The following is an 18,663-nucleotide window of genomic DNA, read 5'->3' as shown; positions in this document are numbered from 1 at the left end:
TCCGGTCACCATGGCTGGCGCGTGACGCCGTCCAGCTCGGCGACCGCGGAACGGTCCTCCGCCGCCAGGATTGTGAGCATCCGTTCGGCCTCGACCAGCGTCGCATGCTTACCGGTCGCCGTGGCGTCCTCCGGGTGAGGGGTCTCCAGCCACAGGCGCCCGTCGTCGCAGCTCAGCTGAACGACGGCACCGCTCGGACTCGACGCCGACAGCCAGGACCCGGTCCGAGTCGGCAGGCGCCGCAGCACGTCGATGACCTCGGCCGAGGTCATCGGCTGTCCCTGACCGACGATGGGACCGCTGGGTAGGGCTTCGTAGGTCACGTCGAGGATGCCGGATTCGTTCGGCACGCCCGGGACGTCGTCCCCGCGCAGCAGCCGCAACCCATCGAACCGGCCCGTGGCCCGGTCGCCGGCGAGCAGGCGGTGCCCGTCGCGCGTGATCCGCTGCGTACTGCCGTACGCCTCGACCTCCAGCGTGGCGCCGGTCGGCAGCCAGGGCAGTTCGATGGCGGCGAGGGCGGTGACCGGCATCGGGTCGAGACTGCGGACGCGGCGGCCCAGGTCGATCGTGGCCGTCACCTCGGGCTCCGCCGGGTCGTACGCGACATGGGCGGCCAACCGCCCGAACCTGCGGCGTTTCCAGTCCAGCCGGACGTGGATGCGACGGCCGGCCGAGCCGTCCCAGTCGACCTGGAGCCCTTCGGCTCGCAGCGCCGCGGCGATCTCCACGCCGATCTGCTCGTCCGGCAGTTCGGCGAACCCACCGAACGCCAGCCACAGGCTGCCGCCGTCGGCCATGCGCTCGGCATCCTGGGCGTGGTAGAACACGTAGCCCCGGGCTGCCTGGTCCTTGCCCCGCTCGTCCGCGATCTCGGTCGTGCCGCAGTTCTGGCAGCAGGCGAAGTCCTCCCGGGCCACGATCCCGGACATGTCGAGGGTGCGGAAGGCGTCCGTGAGCCGGTCCGCGTCGGTCCGTTCAGGCCACCTGTCCTGCTCCGCCAGATGCGCGGCAAAGGCCGGACCGACCAGGCGCCACGCCAGCGCGCGCAGTTCGGCGGGTTCGGCTTTGCCGTGCAGGAATTCCGTCACGCCGGTGACGATCCGGGTACAGGTCTGACTGCCGAGGGCGACCTGCCAACGGACGTGGTGGGCCGCGAGCTGTACTTCGGCATCTTCGAGTGGCACGCCGGGCAACGTAGCAGCAGCGCGCCCGGCTGATACGTCCGGTGCACGACGTATCAGCACCCGGCTCCGGGGGCTCTGTCTGGCACAGGGCACCAAACCAGAGGAGAGCCGCATGAACTACCAGCCCGCCATCAACCAGTACAACGTGGGCGCCAGCGCGACCACGGCCGCACTGCAGGTACACCTGCTCGCAGCCGTCTGGCCAGGAGCCGCGCCGCAGGTCAACATCGTCGTCGACGGCACGATCGCCGCGGGCGGGGTGCGACCGGACTACGACAGCGCCACGAACACCATCACCATCCGACACAACGCCGCCGGGCCCGAGGACATCCTGGACAACCTGCTGTTCGAGGTGAACAACGCGCTGAACCCGAAGGTCGCGGCGGCCGCCGCGCTGTCCAAGGCCACCCCGGTCGGCGACCTCGGCAACCAGAAGATCATCGCCGAGTACGACACGTTCAAGCTGTACGTGCGCGATCTGGCGACCATCTTCGCGCCCGGCGGCAACGCCAACAACTTCCCCGCGCTGGTCGGGGGCGCGCACGCCCTGCCCGCGCAGGCCCTGGCGACGATCAACAACTGGATCGCCACGTACGCGCCGATCTACGCCGCCTACGGCGCGGGCGCGCCTTTCGCGGTGCACCCGACCGCGAACCTCATGCCGCTGCCTGCCGTACCGGCAGCGCCGGCGGGACCGTTCGGGGCGGGCGGGGCGGCGGTCGCCGCGGAGCAGGCCGCCATCCTGCAGTTCGGCACCACGATCCACAACCCGGGCGCCGCCGGCGAGCAGTTCTACCTGGGGCTGCTCACCAGCAAGCAGGTGTACGGCTACGAGCTGGTCCGCAACTGGAACGTGTCGCAGCTGACGACGTACGTCAAGGCCATCGACCCGGCGTACGTCAACGTCATGGCGGCCAACCAGATGAAGCCGATCAAGCTGGCGTGGGAGGACGAGCGGCGCTTCCGGCCGTACCTGTTCGAGCAGGCGATGGCGCTGCTGCCGGTGCTTGCCCCGGCGGGGGCGCTCGGGCAGAACCACCAGTTCGACCCGGGCATGGTCCAGGTCGCCCTGGAGGAGGCGAGCCGCGCCGTCTCCGACCGGTGGGAAAAGGGCGACCTGTCCAAGGTCAAGCCGGTGGTGCCGTGGCTGCAGCCGGGACAGGCCCTGCGGGTCCAGGTCGACCTTCTGCGGATGAACGCGGCGCCCGCGCTGCCCGCCATCAACCTGTCGCGGATCCGCTGACCACTGTCGCGGATCCGCTGACCAGGTTCGGCATCGGCGAGGGCGCCGAATGATACGGAAGGCCTCCCGGTTTCGGGAGGCCTTCCTCCGTTCGGGCTACCGTGGCCGCACAGTCGTCCTTGCGACGATCGTCCGGGGTATCACCGCTGCTCGATGCCTCTCTATTCTGTAGTAGCGGTCCCATCACGACACAGGAGCGCCCGTGTTCCACCTCGACGCGACGACGCACGGTCCGGTCGGCCGTGCCGTCCCGGCGCGACCGGCGCCGGGTGACGAGCGGGTGGAGACACAGGCGCACGCGAGTCGGCCCCGGCGGCGAGACCGGCCTGGGTTCAGGCCGGTGCCGTGGACCGGGGGCCGGGATCGGCGTATGGGCGGCAGCGGTCAGATGAGCGTCCAGGACGTCTGGACCGGTCCGTCGTCCTGGGGGTAGCAGCAGAGCCGCAGGTGCCCCCGCGCGACACCAGTCGCGCAGAAGCGACCCAACGCGTCGGCGTCGACCCAGGTGGGGCCGTCGGCGTGGTCGACCCGGATGCGGGCGCGCTGGGGCGGCACGAGCTGCCCGGTCAACGCGACCGTGGCGCCGGTGACGGCCGCCTCGACCTCGATGGTCAGGTCGCCCGCGGTGAACGTGAACAGGTCCGGCGGGGTGTCGCCACGGACGCCCGCCAGTTCCACCTGCTTGACCAGTTGCGCGAGCGCGGCGTCGGTGTCGCGCCAGGACAGCGCCTCCTTCGCCATCGTCAGCAGGTGCGTCGGCACGGGGTCCATCCGCGAGGCCAGCCCACGCAGTTCGGTCGGGTTACGGTCGTGGTCATGCGGCATCGCTGCTCAGCCTCCTGCGGAGATGGTCCAGGCAGCGTGCTCTCGTGGGGCCGATGCTGCCGATGGGTATGTCCAAGGCCGCGCTGACCTCGGCGTAGCTGGGTGGTGGGTCGAGCAGCAGCAGCCGCAGCACCGCCTGGCACTGCGCGGGCAGCTCACGTACGGCCTGCCACAGGGCACGGTCGCGCTCGCGGCGCAGCAGGTCGTGGTCGGGCGCGTCGCCGACGGTGTCGCGCGGCTCCAGCGTGGTCAGGTCCCCGACGGGCAGGTCCCGCCCGGCCCGGCGCAGCACCGCCAGCGCCTCGCGCCGGGCCGTGGTGGCCAGCCAGGAGCCCAGCCGGTCCGGTTCGCGGATGGCGCCCAGGTGCTCGACCAGGCGCAGCCAGGTGGCCTGGAAGACGTCGGCGGCGTCGGCCGAACCCAGGCGGTGGCTGCGCGCCACCGCCCAGACCAGCCCGGAGTAGGCGTCGACCAGCGCGTTCCAGGCCTGCTGGTCGCCTGCGGCAGCCCGTTCCAGCAGCGCGCCCGTGTCCGGTTCGGGCAGCATCGTCTCCTGCGATCCCTGGCTCATGACAGCCCCGGGTATCCGCCGATGGAGCGCAGCGCCGCCGTGGACAGGACCGACTTGAGCGCCACCTCGGTCGAACCGCTGCGGGCCGTCTGCTCGGCGAGCAGCCCGACCACGTGCGGGGTGGCGAACGAGGTCCCGCTCCACAGCGCCCAGCCGGTCGGGAACTGGCTGTGCTTGACGAACGTGCTGGTGATGTCCTCGCCGGGCGCGATGACGGTGACCCAGGGGCCCGCGTTGCTCCAGTCGCACAGGCCCTTGCCGTCGTGCGCGGCGACCGCGACGATCTGTCCCGCCCACGGCTGCGCCGTGCCTGCGAACGCGGCGGGCCAGAACGGGCGGTCGCGCAGGCCGTCGTTGCCCGCCGCGGCGACGACGAGCCGGTCGCGCCCGGTGAGCAGCTGCCCCAGTGCCACCGACAGCGCCAGCGGCGGTTGGTCGTCGAGGGTGTAGCCGCCCAGCGACAGGTTGATCAGCTTCTCGTCGCTGACGCGGTCGAACGAGGCGATCAGGTCGGCCTCGGTACACAGTCCGAAGGTGTCCAGCAGACGCACCGCGCGGACGTCGGCCTTGGCGGTCTGCGCGGCGATGACGCCGATGATGAAGTTGGCGTGGCCGACGTCGCCGTCCAGCACACCGTCGTCGTCGACGTCGGTGTCGGTCTCGAAGTCGGCCGCCGTGGCCGTGTACGCGTGCGACGGCAGCGGGCTCTCGCGCCACACGCCGGTGTCGATCACCATGACCGGCACGTCCCGGCGCGGCTTGTCGACCGTCGGCGAGGTGGTGGGCTGGGCGGCGGGCTGCGGGGGTCCGAACGGGCCGCCGTGCTCGAACGGGGTCGACACGAACACATGGTTGGGCGCCGCGACGGTGCGGTCGTCGCCGTCACGTGCGGCCGCCTGCCGTACCTTGCGGGCGGCGGCGGGCACGTCCAGGCCGTCCGCGGTCAGCCGCAGGAGGCCGGGCGCCACGACGGTCTCGTTCACCCGGTCGGTGTGGCCGAGGCCGCCGAGCACCCGTTCGGCGGACTGCCGATGGTCGGTGAGCACCAGCAGTTCGTTGCGAGCGAACCAGACGGGCCTGCGACCGGCGCGGGTCTCCTGGCCGAGCCAGGGCAGCTCGGCCATCCTCCGGGCCCGCCGGTCCTGCCAGCGGTGCAGGCGGTCCTGCGACATTGCCATCGTGGTCCTCCAGGTCGGCGTGTTGCGTCGTGCAACAGAGTGCGGGCGGTGGCCTCCTGATACATCGGGGTCTGTCACAACGACGACACTTGCGACAGTGGTGATTGGACCGATGCGAGAGTTGTGCGGCATGAGCGCGTACTAGCCATGGTCATGGCCAACCCGGAACGGGCCGCCGCCCTCGGCGTACGGCTGCTGGCCCGGGCCGAACGTGGACGCGACCGCCCCGGTATGTCCACCAGCCTGCGCATCCTCGGCCTGGCCGCCCGGGAGCTGCAGGATCCGGCGCTGGCCGCCATCCGGTTGCGCCGCTCGATCGCCGTGGCCCGTGACCATCCGCGGCTGGCGGCCGAGTCCCGGATGAGCCTGGCGTTGGTGCTCAACGACCTCGGGCGTCCTCGGGCCGCGCTGCGCGAGATCGATCAGGCGCTGCTGGTGCTGGAGGGGCTGCCGCTGGCTCGGGCCCGGATGCAGCACGGGATCCTGCTGCGGCGGCTGGGCCGCGACACCGAAGCGCTGGAGGCGTACGGTGCGGCGCTGGCGAGCTTCCGGCGCCACGACGACCGGCTGTGGCAGGCGCGGGCGCTGACCAACCGCGGGGTCCTGCAGGCCTACCGCGGGATGTTGACGCAGGCGAAGGTGGATCTGGAGCGGGCCGAGGAGCTGTACCGGGGCCAGTCGCTGACCGTGGCCGTGGCCCAGGTGCAGCACAACCTCGGTTTCGTCGCGGCGCAGGGCGGCGACATCGTCACGGCGCTCACCTGGTACGACCGGGCCGACGAGCAGTTCCGGCAAAGCGGGCGCCGACCCGCCGAGGCGCTGATCGACCGGGCGGAGCTGCTGCTGGCGGCCCGGCTGCTGCCTGAGGCCCACCAGGCGGCCCGCGACGCGGTCGAACTGGCCGGGTCGACCCGGCTGGGTTCGCTGCTGCCGCAGGCGCGGCTGCTGCTCGCCCAGGCGGCGCTGGCCGCCGGGGACACCGCCGAGGCGCGGCAGTCGGCGCGCCTGGCGCGGCGGGCCTTCGAACGGCAGCAGCGGGAAAGATGGGTGGTGCACGCCAGATACCTGGAGTCGGTGGCCATGGCGCGGCCGAGCCCGCGACTGCTGCGCACGCTGGCGACGGCGCTGGACGCGGCGGGCTGGCCGGAGCAGGCCCTGGACGCGCGGCTGCGCGCGGCGGCCACCGGCGACGCGGACGCGCTGGCCGAACTCGCTGCGGTCAGCGTGGCCCGCGGGCCGGTCCGGTTGCGCATCCGGGCCTGGCACGCGCAAGCGCTGTACCGCCTGCACCGCGGCGACCGAGCGGGGGCCAGGCGTGCGCTGCTGGCCGGGCTGCGCCTGCTCGACCAGTACCGGGCCGCGCTGGGCGCGACCGAACTGCGGGTGCTCAGCTCGGCCGAGGGCGGTGAGCTGGCCCGGTTGGGGGTGCGGCTGGCGCTGGTGGAGCGGTCGGGACGGCAGGTGCTGGGCTGGGCGGAGCGGTGGCGTGCGGCGACGCTGCGACTGCCCGCCGGGCGCGGGCAGGACGACCCGGCGCTGGCGCGGGAGCTCGCCGAGTTGCGCCGGGTCAGCGCGGAGCTGGCCGGATACTCCTCCGACGCGATCCGGCGGGCCCGGCCGCTGCAGCGCCAGCGTGTGTTGGAGGACTCGATCCGGCGCCGCACCTGGCGTACCCGGACCACAGGCGGCGTGGTCGAGACGCCCGGTTCGGTCGACGAGATCGTGGGCGGCCTGGGCGGGCGGGCCCTGGTGGAACTGGTCGAGCAGGACGGGCAACTGCTGGGCGTGGTCGCCGTCGACGGGCGGATCCTGTTGCGCCCGCTGGTCGCGGCGACGGCCGTGGCCGCGGAACTGGCGGCGCTGCGGTTCGCGATGCGGCGGCTGGTGCTGCGGTACGGGTCGGCGGCGTCGCTGGCCGCCGCCGAGGCCGCCGCCCGGCACGGCGTACGGCAGCTGGACGAGTGGCTGCTCGGTCCGCTGTCCCGGCTCGTCGGCGATCGGGACCTGGTGGTGGTGCCGACCGGTGCCCTGCAGGCGCTGCCGTGGTCGGCGCTGCCCAGCTGCCGTGGCCGGTCGGTGGCGGTCGCCCCGTCGGCGACGGCGTGGGCCCGCAGCGCCGCCGGTGGCGGAGTGACCGACGACCGGACCGTGCTGGTCGCGGCGGCGCGACCCGAGCACGCGCTGGGCGAGGTGCGGGCACTGGCCGCGCTGGCGCCCGCCGCGCGGGTGCTGGCCGGTCCGGACGCGACGGTGCGCGCGACCCTGGCTGCCATCGACGGTGCCCGGCTGGTGCACCTGGCCGCGCACGGTGAGTTCCGCGCCGACAATCCGCTGTTCTCCCACCTCGACCTGGCCGACGGGCCGCTGACCGTGCACGACCTGACCGGCCTGCACCGGGCGCCGGACCTGGTGGTGCTGTCGGCCTGCGACACGGGCCTGTCGGCGGTGCATCCGGGCGATGAGCTGATGGGGCTGACCGCCGCGCTGCTCGGGGCGGGCACCCGCACGCTGGTCGCGAGCATCGGCCCGGTCGACGACGACGCGACCCGGGCGCTGATGCTCGAGCTGCACGACCGGCTGCGCCAGGGCGCCGACCCGGCCGCCGCCCTGGCCGCCGCGCAGGTCGCGGCACCAGTAGAGCACTGGGCGACCGCCCATAGTTTCTCGTGTTTCGGCGCCGGAGCCGCCTGACCTCCCATCATCCGCGTCGGATATCGGCGGCGGCGGCGTCGCGCAGCTGACATCGACGGCTGTATCAGCGCCCGCCGCCGCCCGCTCTGTTTCGCGATCGTGCCGCCCGGCACGAGGCGAGGCGGAGGTGGACAGATGCGGTACACGCAGGAGCCGGGGCCGTTGGCCCGGGCGTCGGCGCTGCTGCTGGCGAGCCTGGCCGAGGTCGATGTGGCCGTGCAGGTCGAACACCCCGGCGCTGTGCAAGGTGTGCAGGCCGGAGCGTACGGCGGCCCGTGGCTTGCGGTATGGCCGTACGCGGTGCTGCCGGAGTCGCTACCGGCACGCGCCGGTGATCCGCTGCGGTTGCGGGTGCGGTTCCTGCTGCACGCCGACGGTCCCGGGACGACCCCGGTCGAGGTGCTCGACCGGGTGCTCACGGCCGGGGTGCCGTACCTGCTGGCCGAGGCGGTGCCGGACACGTTGTGGCCGGCCCTGGGGGCACGGCTGCGCATGGCGCTGCTGTGCGAGGTGCCGGTGCAGTTGGCCACGGCGGCGCCGTACGTGCCGCGGGTGACCCAGCCGCCCCGGCTGGAGACGACGGCACTGCGGCCGCTCAACGGCCGCGTCGTCACCGTCGACGGAGTGCCGCTGGCGCGGATGCGGGTGGCGGTCGCCGATCAGACGGCCGCCGCGTACACCGACAACAACGGTCACTTCACGCTGCCCGCGGTCGCCGCCGACCGCCCGCTGCGCCTGCTGGTCACCGGCCGCGGGTTGCAGCTGTCCGCCGAGGTCGCGGCCGTGTCGGCCGACCCGGTCGTCATCACCTGCGAGATCCTGGAGGTCTAGCAATGCCCGTGTACTCCTCTCCCGGCATCTATGTCGAGGAGGTGTCCGGCGGCAGCAGGCCGATCGAATCGGTCGGCACCAGCACCGCCGGGTTCGTCGGCACCGCACCCGACCCGACCGCCCGCCGCGACGAAGCCGTCGCGGTCAACAGCTGGTCGGAGTTCGTGCGCGTGTTCGTCGGCGAGAGCACCGCCAGCACCCCGCTGTCGCGGGCCGTGTACGGCTTCTTCGACAACGGCGGCGGCCGCTGCTACGTCGTCAACATCGCCACGGGCCACCCGCTGGCCGGTAAGGGCCGCCAGCGGTCCGGGCTGCGGCTGCTGGAGGCGATCGACGAGATCGCGATCGTGGCGGCGCCCGGCTACACCGACGCGGCATCCTACGAGGACCTGCTGGCCCACTGCGAGCTGATGGGCGACCGGATGGCCATCCTCGACGGGCCGGAGCACACCGGCGACGTCGAGCGGCTGACCCGCGTCGGCGGCGTCACGCTGCCCAAGCCGCCCCGCAAGGCCGGTGCGAGCGCCGAGGGCGAGTCGCAGGTCGCGCCGGTCGAGGAGAACAGCGGGCTGCGGCCGCGCCAGTCCGACTACGGCACCTTCTACGTGCCTTGGCTGGTCGTACGCGACCCGCTGACCGGCGAGATGACCAGCACCCCGCCCAGCGGCCACGTGGCCGGGGTGTGGGCGCGCACCGACACCACCCGAGGCGTGCACAAGGCCCCGGCCAACGAGCCGGTGCGCGGCGCGGTCGACCTGTCGTACCGGGTGACCAAGGCCGAGCAGGACGTGCTGAACCCGGCCGGGGTCAACTGCATCCGGCACTTCCCGGCCGAGGGCATCCGCATCTGGGGCGCCCGCACGCTGGCCGCCTCGGCCAGCGAGTGGCGCTACCTCAACGTCCGGCGACTGTTCAACATGCTCAAGGAGTCGATCGGCGACGGCACGCGCTGGATCGTGTTCGAGCCCAACGACAACCTGCTGTGGAAGTCGATCCGCCGCGACATCGGCGCGTTCCTGACCCGGGTGTGGCGCGACGGCGCGCTGCAGGGCCGTACGCCTCAGGAGGCGTTCTTCGTCAAGTGCGACGAGGAGACCAATCCCGCCGAGGTCCGCGACGCGGGCCAGGTGGTGACCCTGATCGGCATCGCGCCGGTCAAGCCGGCCGAGTTCGTCATCTTCAAGATCAGCCAGTCCGCCGGCACCGGCGGCGAGCAGGGAGCCTGACATGCCCGAGGTCACCGCAACCGCGCGTCCCGCCGCCCAGCCGGGCAACCTGGTGGACCCGTATCGCGCGTACAACTTCAAGCTGCTCATCAACAACGTGACCGAGGGCCACTTCACCGAGGTGGGCGGGCTCGGCATCAAGGTCGAGACCATCGCCTACCGGGAGGCGGGCAACAACTCGGTGGTGCGGGCCATCCCCGGCCGGGTCACGTACCAGCCGGTCACGCTGCGGTTCGGTCTCACCTCGTCGGCGGAGCTGTGGGACTGGCTGATGACCGCGGTCGAGGGCCGGGTCAGCCGCCGCAACGTCTCCATCGTCATGCTCGACAGCTCGGGTTCGGCCGAAGCGCTGCGCTGGAACCTCGTCAACGCCTGGCCCCAGGAGTGGTACGGCTCGCCGCTGGACGCGATGAGCCGCGAGCTGGCGGTGGAGACGCTGGTGTTGGCGCACGACGGCCTCCAGCGGGAGACCAGCGGTGTCGGCGCGGCTGCGTGATCTCGTCGGCTGGTTGCGGCGCCTCTTCGCGGGAAGGGGCGCCGCCGCCCGGCGGACCCTGGCGGTGACGGCCGACGGCACCGCGCTGGTGTACGTCGCCGACCCCGCCGACCAGGCCGATGCCTTCGGGCATGACGGGGCCGACGACCCGACCGCCGGACTCCGACCGCCGACCGCCGACCGGCTGGGCGGACGCGCCGCCGACCTGGACCCGTCCGGGTCCGGAACCGGTTCCGGACCGGCCCGGCCTGCGGCGCCTCAACCGGGTGCGCAGGCCGTCCGGCCGCCCCGCCCGGTGGCGCAGGCCGTCCGGCCGCCGCACCCGGTGCGGGCGCGGGACTCGGGGCAGCCGAGTTCGGTCTGTCCGGCCGTCCGTCCGGGAACGACCCAACTGCCGCCACGGTCGGTGGCCGCCCAGGCGATGGCCGCTGAGGCGGTGCGGGTCGAGGCGGAGACGGCTGCTGCACCGGCCCGATGGGCCGACGACGCGTCGGCCCAGCCACGGCCGTTGCCGGACTGGATCGACAGCCCGGCTGATTCGCCTGCGGGCGAGGGTCACCGGGTCGAGCAGCAGCGGCTTGGTCAGGCACATCGCCGTCCCGGCCCGGCCGTGGTCGGCGACGAGCCCGTCAGCCTGGCGACCGAGCGGACGGGCTCCGCGACGGAGCATGGCTTCGGGACACCTGGGTCACCGGAGCATGACGGTGTCAGCGGGCGGTCGGGGTGGCCGGGCTCGCAGGACGCTGCCTGGCCGACGCGGTTCGGCGGGCGGGCGGCTGCGGCCCCGGCGACACCCGGCACCCCGCCCGGAGCGGATCCACCCGGGTCATCCCAGGTGGACGACCTGCCGGGGCCGCGCAGGGAGGGCAGGGGGGAAGCTCGGCACGACCGGCTCACCGGGTCCGGTACCGGTACCGCCGCCACGGCGGACCGCGACAGGACGGCTGCCGTCCGCGTCCACTCGGACACTTCCGGGTGGCCCGCGCCGTCGTACGGCCCGGAGGTCTCGACACAGGACGACCGGGCCTTCGAGGCGGTCGAATCCTGGCGTGGCCCGACGGCGGACGCGTGGACCGACGCCGTTCTGGGGCGGCGGTCGAGCCGTGCCCCAGGGCAGTCCGCCACCGCTTCGGGGTCGGCCGCGACGCCCGGTCCGCAGCCGGTGCGCCCCGGGCCGGGCCGAGCGGCGCAGCCCTCGTACCCGGCGTACCCGGCCGTTTCGCGGGCCCGGCGGCAGGACTGGCCGCACGACGCCGAGCGGCTCGGGCCGCCCGGGGCCGCCATGATCACCGGTCCCGCGGCCGAGGCGCCGTGGCCGTCGCTGGACGGCCCGGCAACGGTCGCCGACCCGTGGCCGCACCTGCTCGACGACACGGCGCTGTGGGTGGCCCCCGATCCGTCCACGCCCGACCCCGACCGGATCCACCGACTGCGACGTGAACAGGAGGGGCAGCAGTGGAACGCATAGCCTTCCTCGTCGACGCCACCGGCGAGCGCATCGACTGCCTGGTCAACCCCGAGACGCTGGTGATCCGGCGACTCGCCGGGGTGCGCCCGGCGGCGCTGCCGGGCGCCGTGGTCGGCACCGGGGTCGACGACGCGCTGCTGTACACCGGCGGCGGCCGTACCGAACTGGTGCTCGACCTGCTGTTCGACGTCGACCTGGTGGAGCCCGCGCACCGACCCGACGACGTACGCGAGCTGACCGGGCGGCTGTGGCACCTGGCCGAGAACGGCGACGGCCGCCTGCCGCTGGTCCGGCTGGTATGGGGCAAAAGCTGGAACCTGCCCGGCGTGGTGGTGAACGTGGCCGAGCGTTTGGACGCCATCGACGCGTCCGGCACGCCGCGGCGTTCGTGGCTGCGGCTGAAGCTGGTGCGCACCGAGGGCGAACCCGCGGCGCCGCCGACCCGCACCTCGGCCGCCGCGGTCCAGGTGACCGGCAACGGCGCCGGCGGAGCCGGGGTCCGCTTCGACCTGCTCGCCGCCACGGCGCTGGGCGACCCGACCCGGTGGCGGGAGCTGGCCGAACACAACGGCGTCAGCAACCCGCTGGCCGTGCCCGCCGGTTCCGTCCTGGGAGTGCCGTCATGATCATTCCTCAGCTGTCGGTACGCCTGGACGGCGTGCCCGTCCCCGGCCGGGTCCTGTCGGCCCGCGTCGCGTACCGGATCTCGCTGCCGACCCAGGCCGAGCTGACCGTGCAGGCGGGCAACGGCTGGCCCTTCGGGTCCCGGCTGCAGCTCGAACTCGACGGGCAGCCGCTGTTCGACGGAGACGTCGGCTCGGTGGAGCTGGTCCGCGGCCCCGGCTCGGAGATCGGCTGGACCGTCGTGGCCCACGACGTGCTGCACCGGCTGCGCGCCCGGCAGCGGCCCCGCGTGTTCACCGACGTGACGCTGGCCGACCTGGCCCGCGAACTCACCGCCGGGCTGGGGCTGACCGTGCGCTGCCCCGACCCGGGGCCGCCGCTGGAGCGGGTGGTGCAGCACCGGGCCACCGACTGGGACCTGCTGTCGCGTACCGCCGCACGGCTGGGCCGCTACCTGCACCTCGACGGCCGCACCCTGGTCGTGGACACGCTGCGTCCGCGCGGTTCGGCGGTGGAGCTGAAGTTCGGCGACACGCTGTGGCAGTGCCGCGTCGCCGGGCACGCCGACCGGGCGCTGTCGGCGGTGACGGCGTACGGCTGGCACCCGAGCCGGGGCGAGTTCACCACCGAGCGGGCCGCGGGCCCCGGCTACCGTCCCGGCTCGGCGACCCCGCCGCCGGGGCTGGCCGCCGGCGCCGACCGCACCCTCATCGACCAGCCGGTCGGGCACCAGGCCGAGGCCGCGCAGGCGGCTGTCGACCGGGGCGCCGCGCGGGCGCTCGCGGTCAGCGGCACCTGCCAGGGCGACGTGACGGTACGGCCCGGCCGGGCCATCGGCGTCAGCGGCGTCGACGACGCTGTCGACGGGGTCTATCCGGTGTGCACGGCCGTGCACACGATCGACGCCGACGGCTACCGCACCGTCTTCGGCACCGAGGCGCCCGAAGGCCTGCCGCAGCAGACCGCGGCGGCGATCGCGCTGGGCCGGGTCACCGCGGTCGACGACCCCGACGGCCGGGGCCGGGTCCGGGTGGTCCTGCCCGGACACGGTGAACTCGACCTGGGCTGGCTGCCGGTGCTGTGCCCCGGCGCCGGGCCGGGCAAGGGCGTGGTCGTCCTGCCCGACCCCGGTGACCTGGTGGTGCTGGCGCTGCCGCGCGAGGACCCCGCCGACGCGATCGTGCTCGGCGCCGTGTTCGGCCCGCAGACCCCGCCCGACACCGGGGTGAAGGGCGGCGCGGTCAAGCGCTGGACCCTGCACAGCGCGGGTGGGCAGCAGGTCGTCGTGGACGACGTCGACAAGTCGATCACGCTCACGAACGCCGACGGCAGCCGCCTGGAGCTGGCGCCGAACGTGGTACGGCTGCTGGCCCGCACCGACCTGGTCATCGAGGCGCCGGGTCACAAGATGTCCATCCGCGCCGCCAGCGTCGACTTCGAGCGGGCGCTGATCCCGGGCCTGCCCACGGGGGTGAACCCGCTGTGAAGGCGATCGTCTCCACCGCCGACGTGCGCTGCGACCACGACGGCAAGGTCCAGAACAACCCGTCGCAGCACTGGGTGCAGATCGCGGGCGACCCGGTGCTGGTCGACGACGACCCGGAGGGACGCGCGATCGTCCGCTGCCCGAACATCGGCGCCACGATGAAGCCCTGCGTGAAGACGCTGCGCGTGTTCACCGGCTACAGCGACTGGATCCGCGTCGACGGGCACGCGGTCGTGCTGGACAACCTCGACGGGCTGACCGACGGCACCGTGCCCGGCACGGTCCACTACCAGGTCCGGATCCCCGGCCAGTCCTTCGTGGAGGTCTCCGCGTGAACGCGACATCGCTGCGCTTCTCCGAGCCCGTCGGGCTCGTCACCTCGGCCGCGGGTCGGGTCGCGCTCGTCCACGGCGACGACGCGATCCGCCAGGCGATCATGCTGCTGCTCGGTACGACGCCCGGTGAGCGGTTGATGCGCCCCGACTACGGCTCGCACCTGCACCGGCTGCTGTTCGCGCCCAACGACCAGACCACCGCCGGTCTGGCCATCCACTACGTCCGCCACGCGATCGAACGCTGGGAGCCGCGGGTCGAGATCGAGGAGGTCGACGCCGACCCCGATCCCGACATCCCGTCCCGGCTGAACGTGCACCTGCGCTACCGGGTCCGCCAGACGCTGGCCACCGGTGTCCTCGACTACCCCCTCGACCTCGGAGAACAGCCATGATCCCCGTGCCGAACCTGGACGACCGCACGTTCGCCGACCTCGTCGCCGAGGCCCGCGAGCGGGTGCGCCGGTCGTCGCCGGACTGGACCGACCTGTCGGTGCACGATCCGGGTGCCGCGCTGCTGGAGGCGTTCGCGTACCTGACCGAGGTGATGCTGTTCCGGCTGAACCGGCTACCGGAGAAGGCGTACCTGGAGTTCCTGAACCTGCTCGGGGTCACCCGGCGGCCGCCCGCCGCGGCCTGGGTGGAGCTGACGTTCAGCCGGACCGGCACCGACACCGCCGAGCGGATCGTGATCCCGGCCGGGACGCGGGTGGTGGCCGCGCGCGGCGCCGACCCGCAGCCGGTCGTGTTCACCACGACCGTCCCGGCGGCGGTCGCCGAGGGCGCGACGGAGACGCGGGTGCGGGCGTACCACTGCGAGCTCGTCGACGGGGAGCTGCTGGGCCTGGGCACCGGGCTGCCCGGACAGGTGCTGCGCTGCGACCGCGCCCCGCTGGCCACCACCGGTGAGCCGCTGGAGGTGATGCTCGGCGTGCAGGCGGCCGGGCCGGTCGACGGGGCGGCGCGGGAGTTCCAGGGTCGCGTGTTCGAGATCTGGCAGCGGGTGGAGAGCTTCGCCGGGCTGGGGCCGACCGACCGGGCGTACCTGCTGGACCCGGCAGCGGGCGTGGTCACGTTCGCGCCGGAGCTGGACGGGGCGACGGGGCAGGCCGCGATACCTGGTGCGGTGCCGGGCGCGCACCGCGAGATCCGGATCTGGTACCGCACCGGCGGCGGCTCGCACGGCAACGTCGGCGCGGGCGCGCTGACCACACTGCGGGATCCGATCGCGGGGGTACGGGTCACCAACGCCGAACCGGCCCGGGGCGGGCGCGACCTCGAACCGGTCGACGCGGTGGCCCGGCGTGGGCCGTACGAGCTGTTCAGCCTGCACCGGGCGGTGACCGCGCGCGACTTCGAGCTGCTGGCCACCACCGACTCCCCCGCCGTGGCGCGGGCGCGGGCGTTCACCCGGGCGGCGATGTGGTCGTTCGCCCGGCCGGGCGAGGTCGAGGTGACGCTGGTGCCGTTCGTGCCCGAGGCGGCCCGGCCGGGCTGGCGGCTGCCGGTGGCGGCGCTGCTGGAGCGGCAACTGGACGAGGTGCGGCTGCGTACGCAGGCCGACCTGGACCGCCGCCGGGCGCTGGGCACGTCGGTGACCACGACGTGGGCCCGGTACAAGACCGTGGCGGTGCGCGGCCGGGTGGTGGTGGGCCGCCAGGAGGACCTCGACGCGGTGCGCCGCCGCATCCACGACCGCCTCTACCAGGCCATCAGTCCACTGCCCGCCCCGGCGACGGTGGAGGGCTGGACGTTCGGCGAGCCGCTGCGCGCCTCGAACGTGTACCGGATCCTGGAGCAGGCCGAGCCGGGGGTGCGCTACGTCGACGACGTGCGGTTCGTGCTCGACCACGCCCCGTCCGGCGTGACGAGCTCGCTCGCCGCCGACAACTATCAGGCCGCCACCTGGTACACCGGCGGTGGCGCCCAGGTGTTCCGGTCCACCAACGACGGCCAGGGCTGGGAGCTCGTCAACGAGCTGCCCGGCGAGACGGTCCGGCAGGTGCTGCCCGCGCCCGGCGCCGACCGCCCCGGTGTCACGGCACGGCCGGGCACCGTCGCGGTGGTCACCAACACCGACGAGGGCGGCTCCTCGGTGTACGTGTCGGCCGACCTGGGCGAGACCTGGCGCAAGCTCACCGAGCTCGACGCCGTGGTGCTGGAGGCGGCCTGGATCGACCGGGACGAGGCGGTGTCGCTGCTGCTGGCCTCCGACGCGGGACTGTTCGAGATGTCGCTGGTGGACGGTGCGGTGCCGCTGCAGATCGTGGTGGACCAGAAGGACCAGGACCGGGGCTTCAACTCGGTGCGGGCGTTCGTGTCCGAGCGCGGGGTGTGGGGCGTGGCGCTGGCCGCCGAGACCAGCTACGGGGTGTACCTGTCCACCGCGGGCGGCAAACCCGGCACGTTCCAGCACGTGGGGCTCGCGGGCACCGACACCCGGGCGTTGGCGGTGCAGCTGGACGGCCCGGACACGGTGCTGTGGGTGGGCACCGGCATGGCCGACCCGCGCAAGCCCGGCAAGGGCTGCTACCGGGCGCGGCTGTTCGAGGCCGACGTCCGCTGGCAGGAGATGTCGGCCGGGTGGACCGGCGGCACTTGCTGGGGCCTGGACTTCACCGACGGGGTCGCGTACGCCGCCAGCCAGAGCGGCGGAGTACTGCAGCTGGACACCACCGCCGCCACGCCGCAGTGGGAGTCGCCGTCGGTCAACTGCGGCCTGCCGCTGCGCGACCGGACCCGGTTCGAGCCGGTGCGGACCGTCGCCGCAGGCGGCGAGGTGTTCGTGGGCGGCAACCGGGGCGTGCAGGTGCGCGCCGGGGCGGGGCTGTGGCGCTCGGCGGCCAGCAAGGAGCTGCGGCAGGTCGTCACGATCCCGCCGACCTGGCTGCTGGTCTCGGGTGACCACGACATCGAGGTGGTGACCGACGATGCGGCGTGACGCGATCGCCGGGATGCTCCCGGCCGTGTTCCAGCGGACCATGCACCCGTCCGGGGTGCTTTGGGCGCTGCTGGACGTGATGGAGGGCCTGCACGACAGCAGCGAGGCCCGACTCGACGCGGTCGAGGACCTGTTCCACCCGTACCGCTGCCCGGAGCGGCTGGTGCCGTTCCTGGCCCGCTGGGTGTCGGTCGACCACCTGGGCAGCGGTCGGGACCTGGTCGCACACGGTGCCGCGCTGGCGCAGTGGCGCGGCACCCGAGAGGGGCTGAAGGCCGCGGTGGTCATCGCCACCGGCCTGACCGAGATCGAGATCGAGGAGGCGGCCGACCGCCCGTTCCACCTGATCGTCCGCATTCCCGCCGAATGCGTACTGGCCGAGCAGGTTCGGCACATCGTCGAGCTGGACAAACCGGCCGCCACCACCTTCGAGATGGGAGAACTGCCATGAGCGAGAAGACCGACAAGAACGAGAAGTGGATCATCACGACGTCGACGCCGGAGGTGGCACTGGGCCAGGACCGCGCTGCCGAGGTGACCTTCACCATCACCAACCAGACCAAGCGCACCGGCCGACCCGGCATCGACTTCCACACCGGGACCGACACCGACGCCGCCTGGTTCACCGTGGAGGACTACCCGCGCCCGCGGCCGGGGGCCACCGCGCCACTGGTCGTGAAGATCAACGTGCCGCAGACGGCCCCGGCCGGACGCTACGAGTTCCAGGCCCGACTCACCCCTCCCCCGGCCCCGGGCACCTTCGGCGACGCCGAGGCCGGTGACGCGCCTGAGGAGAACTCGGTGCTCAGCCGCCGCGTCGCCGTGGTCGTGCCCGCGCCGCCGACGCCGGAGAAGAAGCCGTTCCCGTGGTGGATCGTGGTCGCCGCCGCGCTGGCCGTACTGGTCATCGGTGTGATCACCTGGCTGGTGTGGCCGGGCGACGACCCGCAGGCGGTCGCCCCGCAGTCGTCGGCCAGCCCGTCGGTCGAGCCCAGCGCCAGCCCTTCACCGGTGCCGATGACCGCCGTGCCGAAGCTGGTCGGGCTGAACCTCACCGACGCGAAGGCGGCCCTGGCCAAGGCCGGTTTCGTGCCCGGCACGGTCCAGTACGGCTGGGACAACTCCCGCGGCCCCGGCGCGGTCACCCGCCAGTCACTGCCGGGTGGCGCGAGCGCGGCCAAGGGCAGCACTGTCGACCTCGGGATCTCGGCGGCCGCGGCGCAGCCGGTCATCTCCGTGCCGGTCAACAACTCCAGCGTCCCGCCGGGCCGGATGCCCACGCTGAACTGGACCCAGCCCGACTCGTGGCCGGTGCGCTGGCTGGTCTCGGTGCAGCTCGAACGCTGCACCCGGTCGGTGGTCGGTGAGGTCTGCAGCCTCACCCCGGCCGTGTCCAGCCAGATCTCGCGGGAGCGGCAGTTCACCCCGGCGCTGCCCAAGCCCAACTACGACACGGTCAACAACGTCCGCGACAACGGCTGGGTCACCATCAGTGTCCAGGTCCTCGACGACTACGGCACCGCCACCACCGCCGGCACCGTCCGGGTCTACCTGGAGCACTGAC

Annotated in this window: 17 protein-coding genes; 13 read left to right on the top strand and 4 right to left on the bottom strand. The window is 73.6% G+C overall.

What is annotated here, in order from left to right; all coding sequences use genetic code 11:
• Window positions 1–5: 5 nt before the first annotated feature.
• Complete coding sequence (locus tag KUA19_RS11160; protein WP_217396116.1) at window positions 6–1,187, bottom strand: DUF6891 domain-containing protein; 1,182 nt, start codon at window positions 1,185–1,187, stop codon at window positions 6–8.
• Between the two features lie 112 nt (window positions 1,188–1,299).
• Here KUA19_RS11160 and KUA19_RS11155 point away from each other — a divergent pair, with 112 nt between their 5' ends.
• A complete protein-coding gene (locus KUA19_RS11155; RefSeq protein WP_217396115.1) occupies window positions 1,300–2,430 on the top strand; it encodes a hypothetical protein in 1,131 nt (376 codons plus the stop codon).
• Window positions 2,431–2,814: 384 nt separating this feature from the next.
• Here KUA19_RS11155 and KUA19_RS11150 read toward each other — a convergent pair whose 3' ends face one another.
• From KUA19_RS11150 to KUA19_RS11140, 3 genes are read right to left on the bottom strand one after another with little or no spacing between them, the layout of a single operon-like run.
• Window positions 2,815–3,255, bottom strand: coding sequence for a hypothetical protein (locus KUA19_RS11150; protein WP_217396114.1), 441 nt, complete (start codon window positions 3,253–3,255; stop codon window positions 2,815–2,817).
• Window positions 3,245–3,799, bottom strand: coding sequence for an RNA polymerase sigma factor (locus KUA19_RS11145; protein WP_217396335.1), 555 nt, complete (start codon window positions 3,797–3,799; stop codon window positions 3,245–3,247). Before KUA19_RS11145 ends, KUA19_RS11150 begins: the two co-directional genes overlap by 11 nt.
• A gap of 23 nt (window positions 3,800–3,822) precedes the next feature.
• Window positions 3,823–5,004, bottom strand: coding sequence for a S8 family peptidase (locus tag KUA19_RS11140; protein WP_217396113.1), 1,182 nt, complete (start codon window positions 5,002–5,004; stop codon window positions 3,823–3,825).
• A gap of 147 nt (window positions 5,005–5,151) precedes the next feature.
• Here KUA19_RS11140 and KUA19_RS11135 point away from each other — a divergent pair, with 147 nt between their 5' ends.
• The 12 genes from KUA19_RS11135 to KUA19_RS11080 all read left to right on the top strand — a co-directional run bounded on the left by KUA19_RS11135 (window position 5,152) and on the right by KUA19_RS11080 (window position 18,662).
• On the top strand, window positions 5,152–7,695 hold the full coding sequence (locus KUA19_RS11135) for a CHAT domain-containing protein (protein ID WP_372451788.1): 2,544 nt from the start codon (window positions 5,152–5,154) through the stop codon (window positions 7,693–7,695).
• A 135-nt stretch (window positions 7,696–7,830) separates the two neighbouring features.
• Window positions 7,831–8,526: a hypothetical protein gene (locus KUA19_RS11130; RefSeq protein WP_217396111.1), complete on the top strand. Its 696-nt coding sequence runs from the start codon at window positions 7,831–7,833 to the stop codon at window positions 8,524–8,526.
• Window positions 8,527–8,528: 2 nt separating this feature from the next.
• Entirely contained in the window at window positions 8,529–9,752 is a 1,224-nt protein-coding gene (locus KUA19_RS11125) for a phage tail sheath family protein (RefSeq protein ID WP_217396110.1), read from the top strand.
• Window position 9,753: 1 nt separating this feature from the next.
• Window positions 9,754–10,248 (top strand): phage tail protein, encoded by a 495-nt coding sequence (locus tag KUA19_RS11120; RefSeq protein WP_217396109.1) that lies wholly within the window; start codon window positions 9,754–9,756, stop codon window positions 10,246–10,248.
• Entirely contained in the window at window positions 10,229–11,716 is a 1,488-nt protein-coding gene (locus KUA19_RS11115; RefSeq protein ID WP_217396108.1) for a hypothetical protein, read from the top strand. Before KUA19_RS11120 ends, KUA19_RS11115 begins: the two co-directional genes overlap by 20 nt.
• A complete protein-coding gene (locus KUA19_RS11110) occupies window positions 11,704–12,342 on the top strand; it encodes a CIS tube protein (RefSeq protein WP_217396107.1) in 639 nt (212 codons plus the stop codon). The genes KUA19_RS11115 and KUA19_RS11110 overlap by 13 nt, the downstream gene beginning before the upstream one ends.
• The gene (locus KUA19_RS11105; RefSeq protein WP_217396106.1) at window positions 12,339–13,826 is read left to right on the top strand and encodes a phage baseplate assembly protein V; all 1,488 of its coding nucleotides are present in this window, start codon (window positions 12,339–12,341) and stop codon (window positions 13,824–13,826) included. Before KUA19_RS11110 ends, KUA19_RS11105 begins: the two co-directional genes overlap by 4 nt.
• On the top strand, window positions 13,823–14,161 hold the full coding sequence (locus tag KUA19_RS11100) for a hypothetical protein (RefSeq protein ID WP_217396105.1): 339 nt from the start codon (window positions 13,823–13,825) through the stop codon (window positions 14,159–14,161). The genes KUA19_RS11105 and KUA19_RS11100 overlap by 4 nt, the downstream gene beginning before the upstream one ends.
• Entirely contained in the window at window positions 14,158–14,553 is a 396-nt protein-coding gene (locus KUA19_RS11095; RefSeq protein ID WP_308167418.1) for a GPW/gp25 family protein, read from the top strand. Before KUA19_RS11100 ends, KUA19_RS11095 begins: the two co-directional genes overlap by 4 nt.
• Window positions 14,550–17,099, top strand: a complete 2,550-nt coding sequence (locus KUA19_RS11090; RefSeq protein WP_217396104.1) for a putative baseplate assembly protein — start codon at window positions 14,550–14,552, stop codon at window positions 17,097–17,099. Before KUA19_RS11095 ends, KUA19_RS11090 begins: the two co-directional genes overlap by 4 nt.
• The gene (locus KUA19_RS11085; protein ID WP_217396103.1) at window positions 17,089–17,550 is read left to right on the top strand and encodes a phage tail protein; all 462 of its coding nucleotides are present in this window, start codon (window positions 17,089–17,091) and stop codon (window positions 17,548–17,550) included. The genes KUA19_RS11090 and KUA19_RS11085 overlap by 11 nt, the downstream gene beginning before the upstream one ends.
• On the top strand, window positions 17,547–18,662 hold the full coding sequence (locus KUA19_RS11080; RefSeq protein ID WP_217396102.1) for a Stk1 family PASTA domain-containing Ser/Thr kinase: 1,116 nt from the start codon (window positions 17,547–17,549) through the stop codon (window positions 18,660–18,662). The genes KUA19_RS11085 and KUA19_RS11080 overlap by 4 nt, the downstream gene beginning before the upstream one ends.
• Window position 18,663: the final 1 nt, after the last annotated feature.

Source organism: Catellatospora tritici, from assembly GCF_019083965.1.
GTDB lineage: Bacteria > Actinomycetota > Actinomycetes > Mycobacteriales > Micromonosporaceae > Catellatospora > Catellatospora tritici.
The sequence above is the reverse complement of the archived record's forward strand: the minus strand, read 5'-3'. Positions and strand labels throughout refer to the sequence as shown.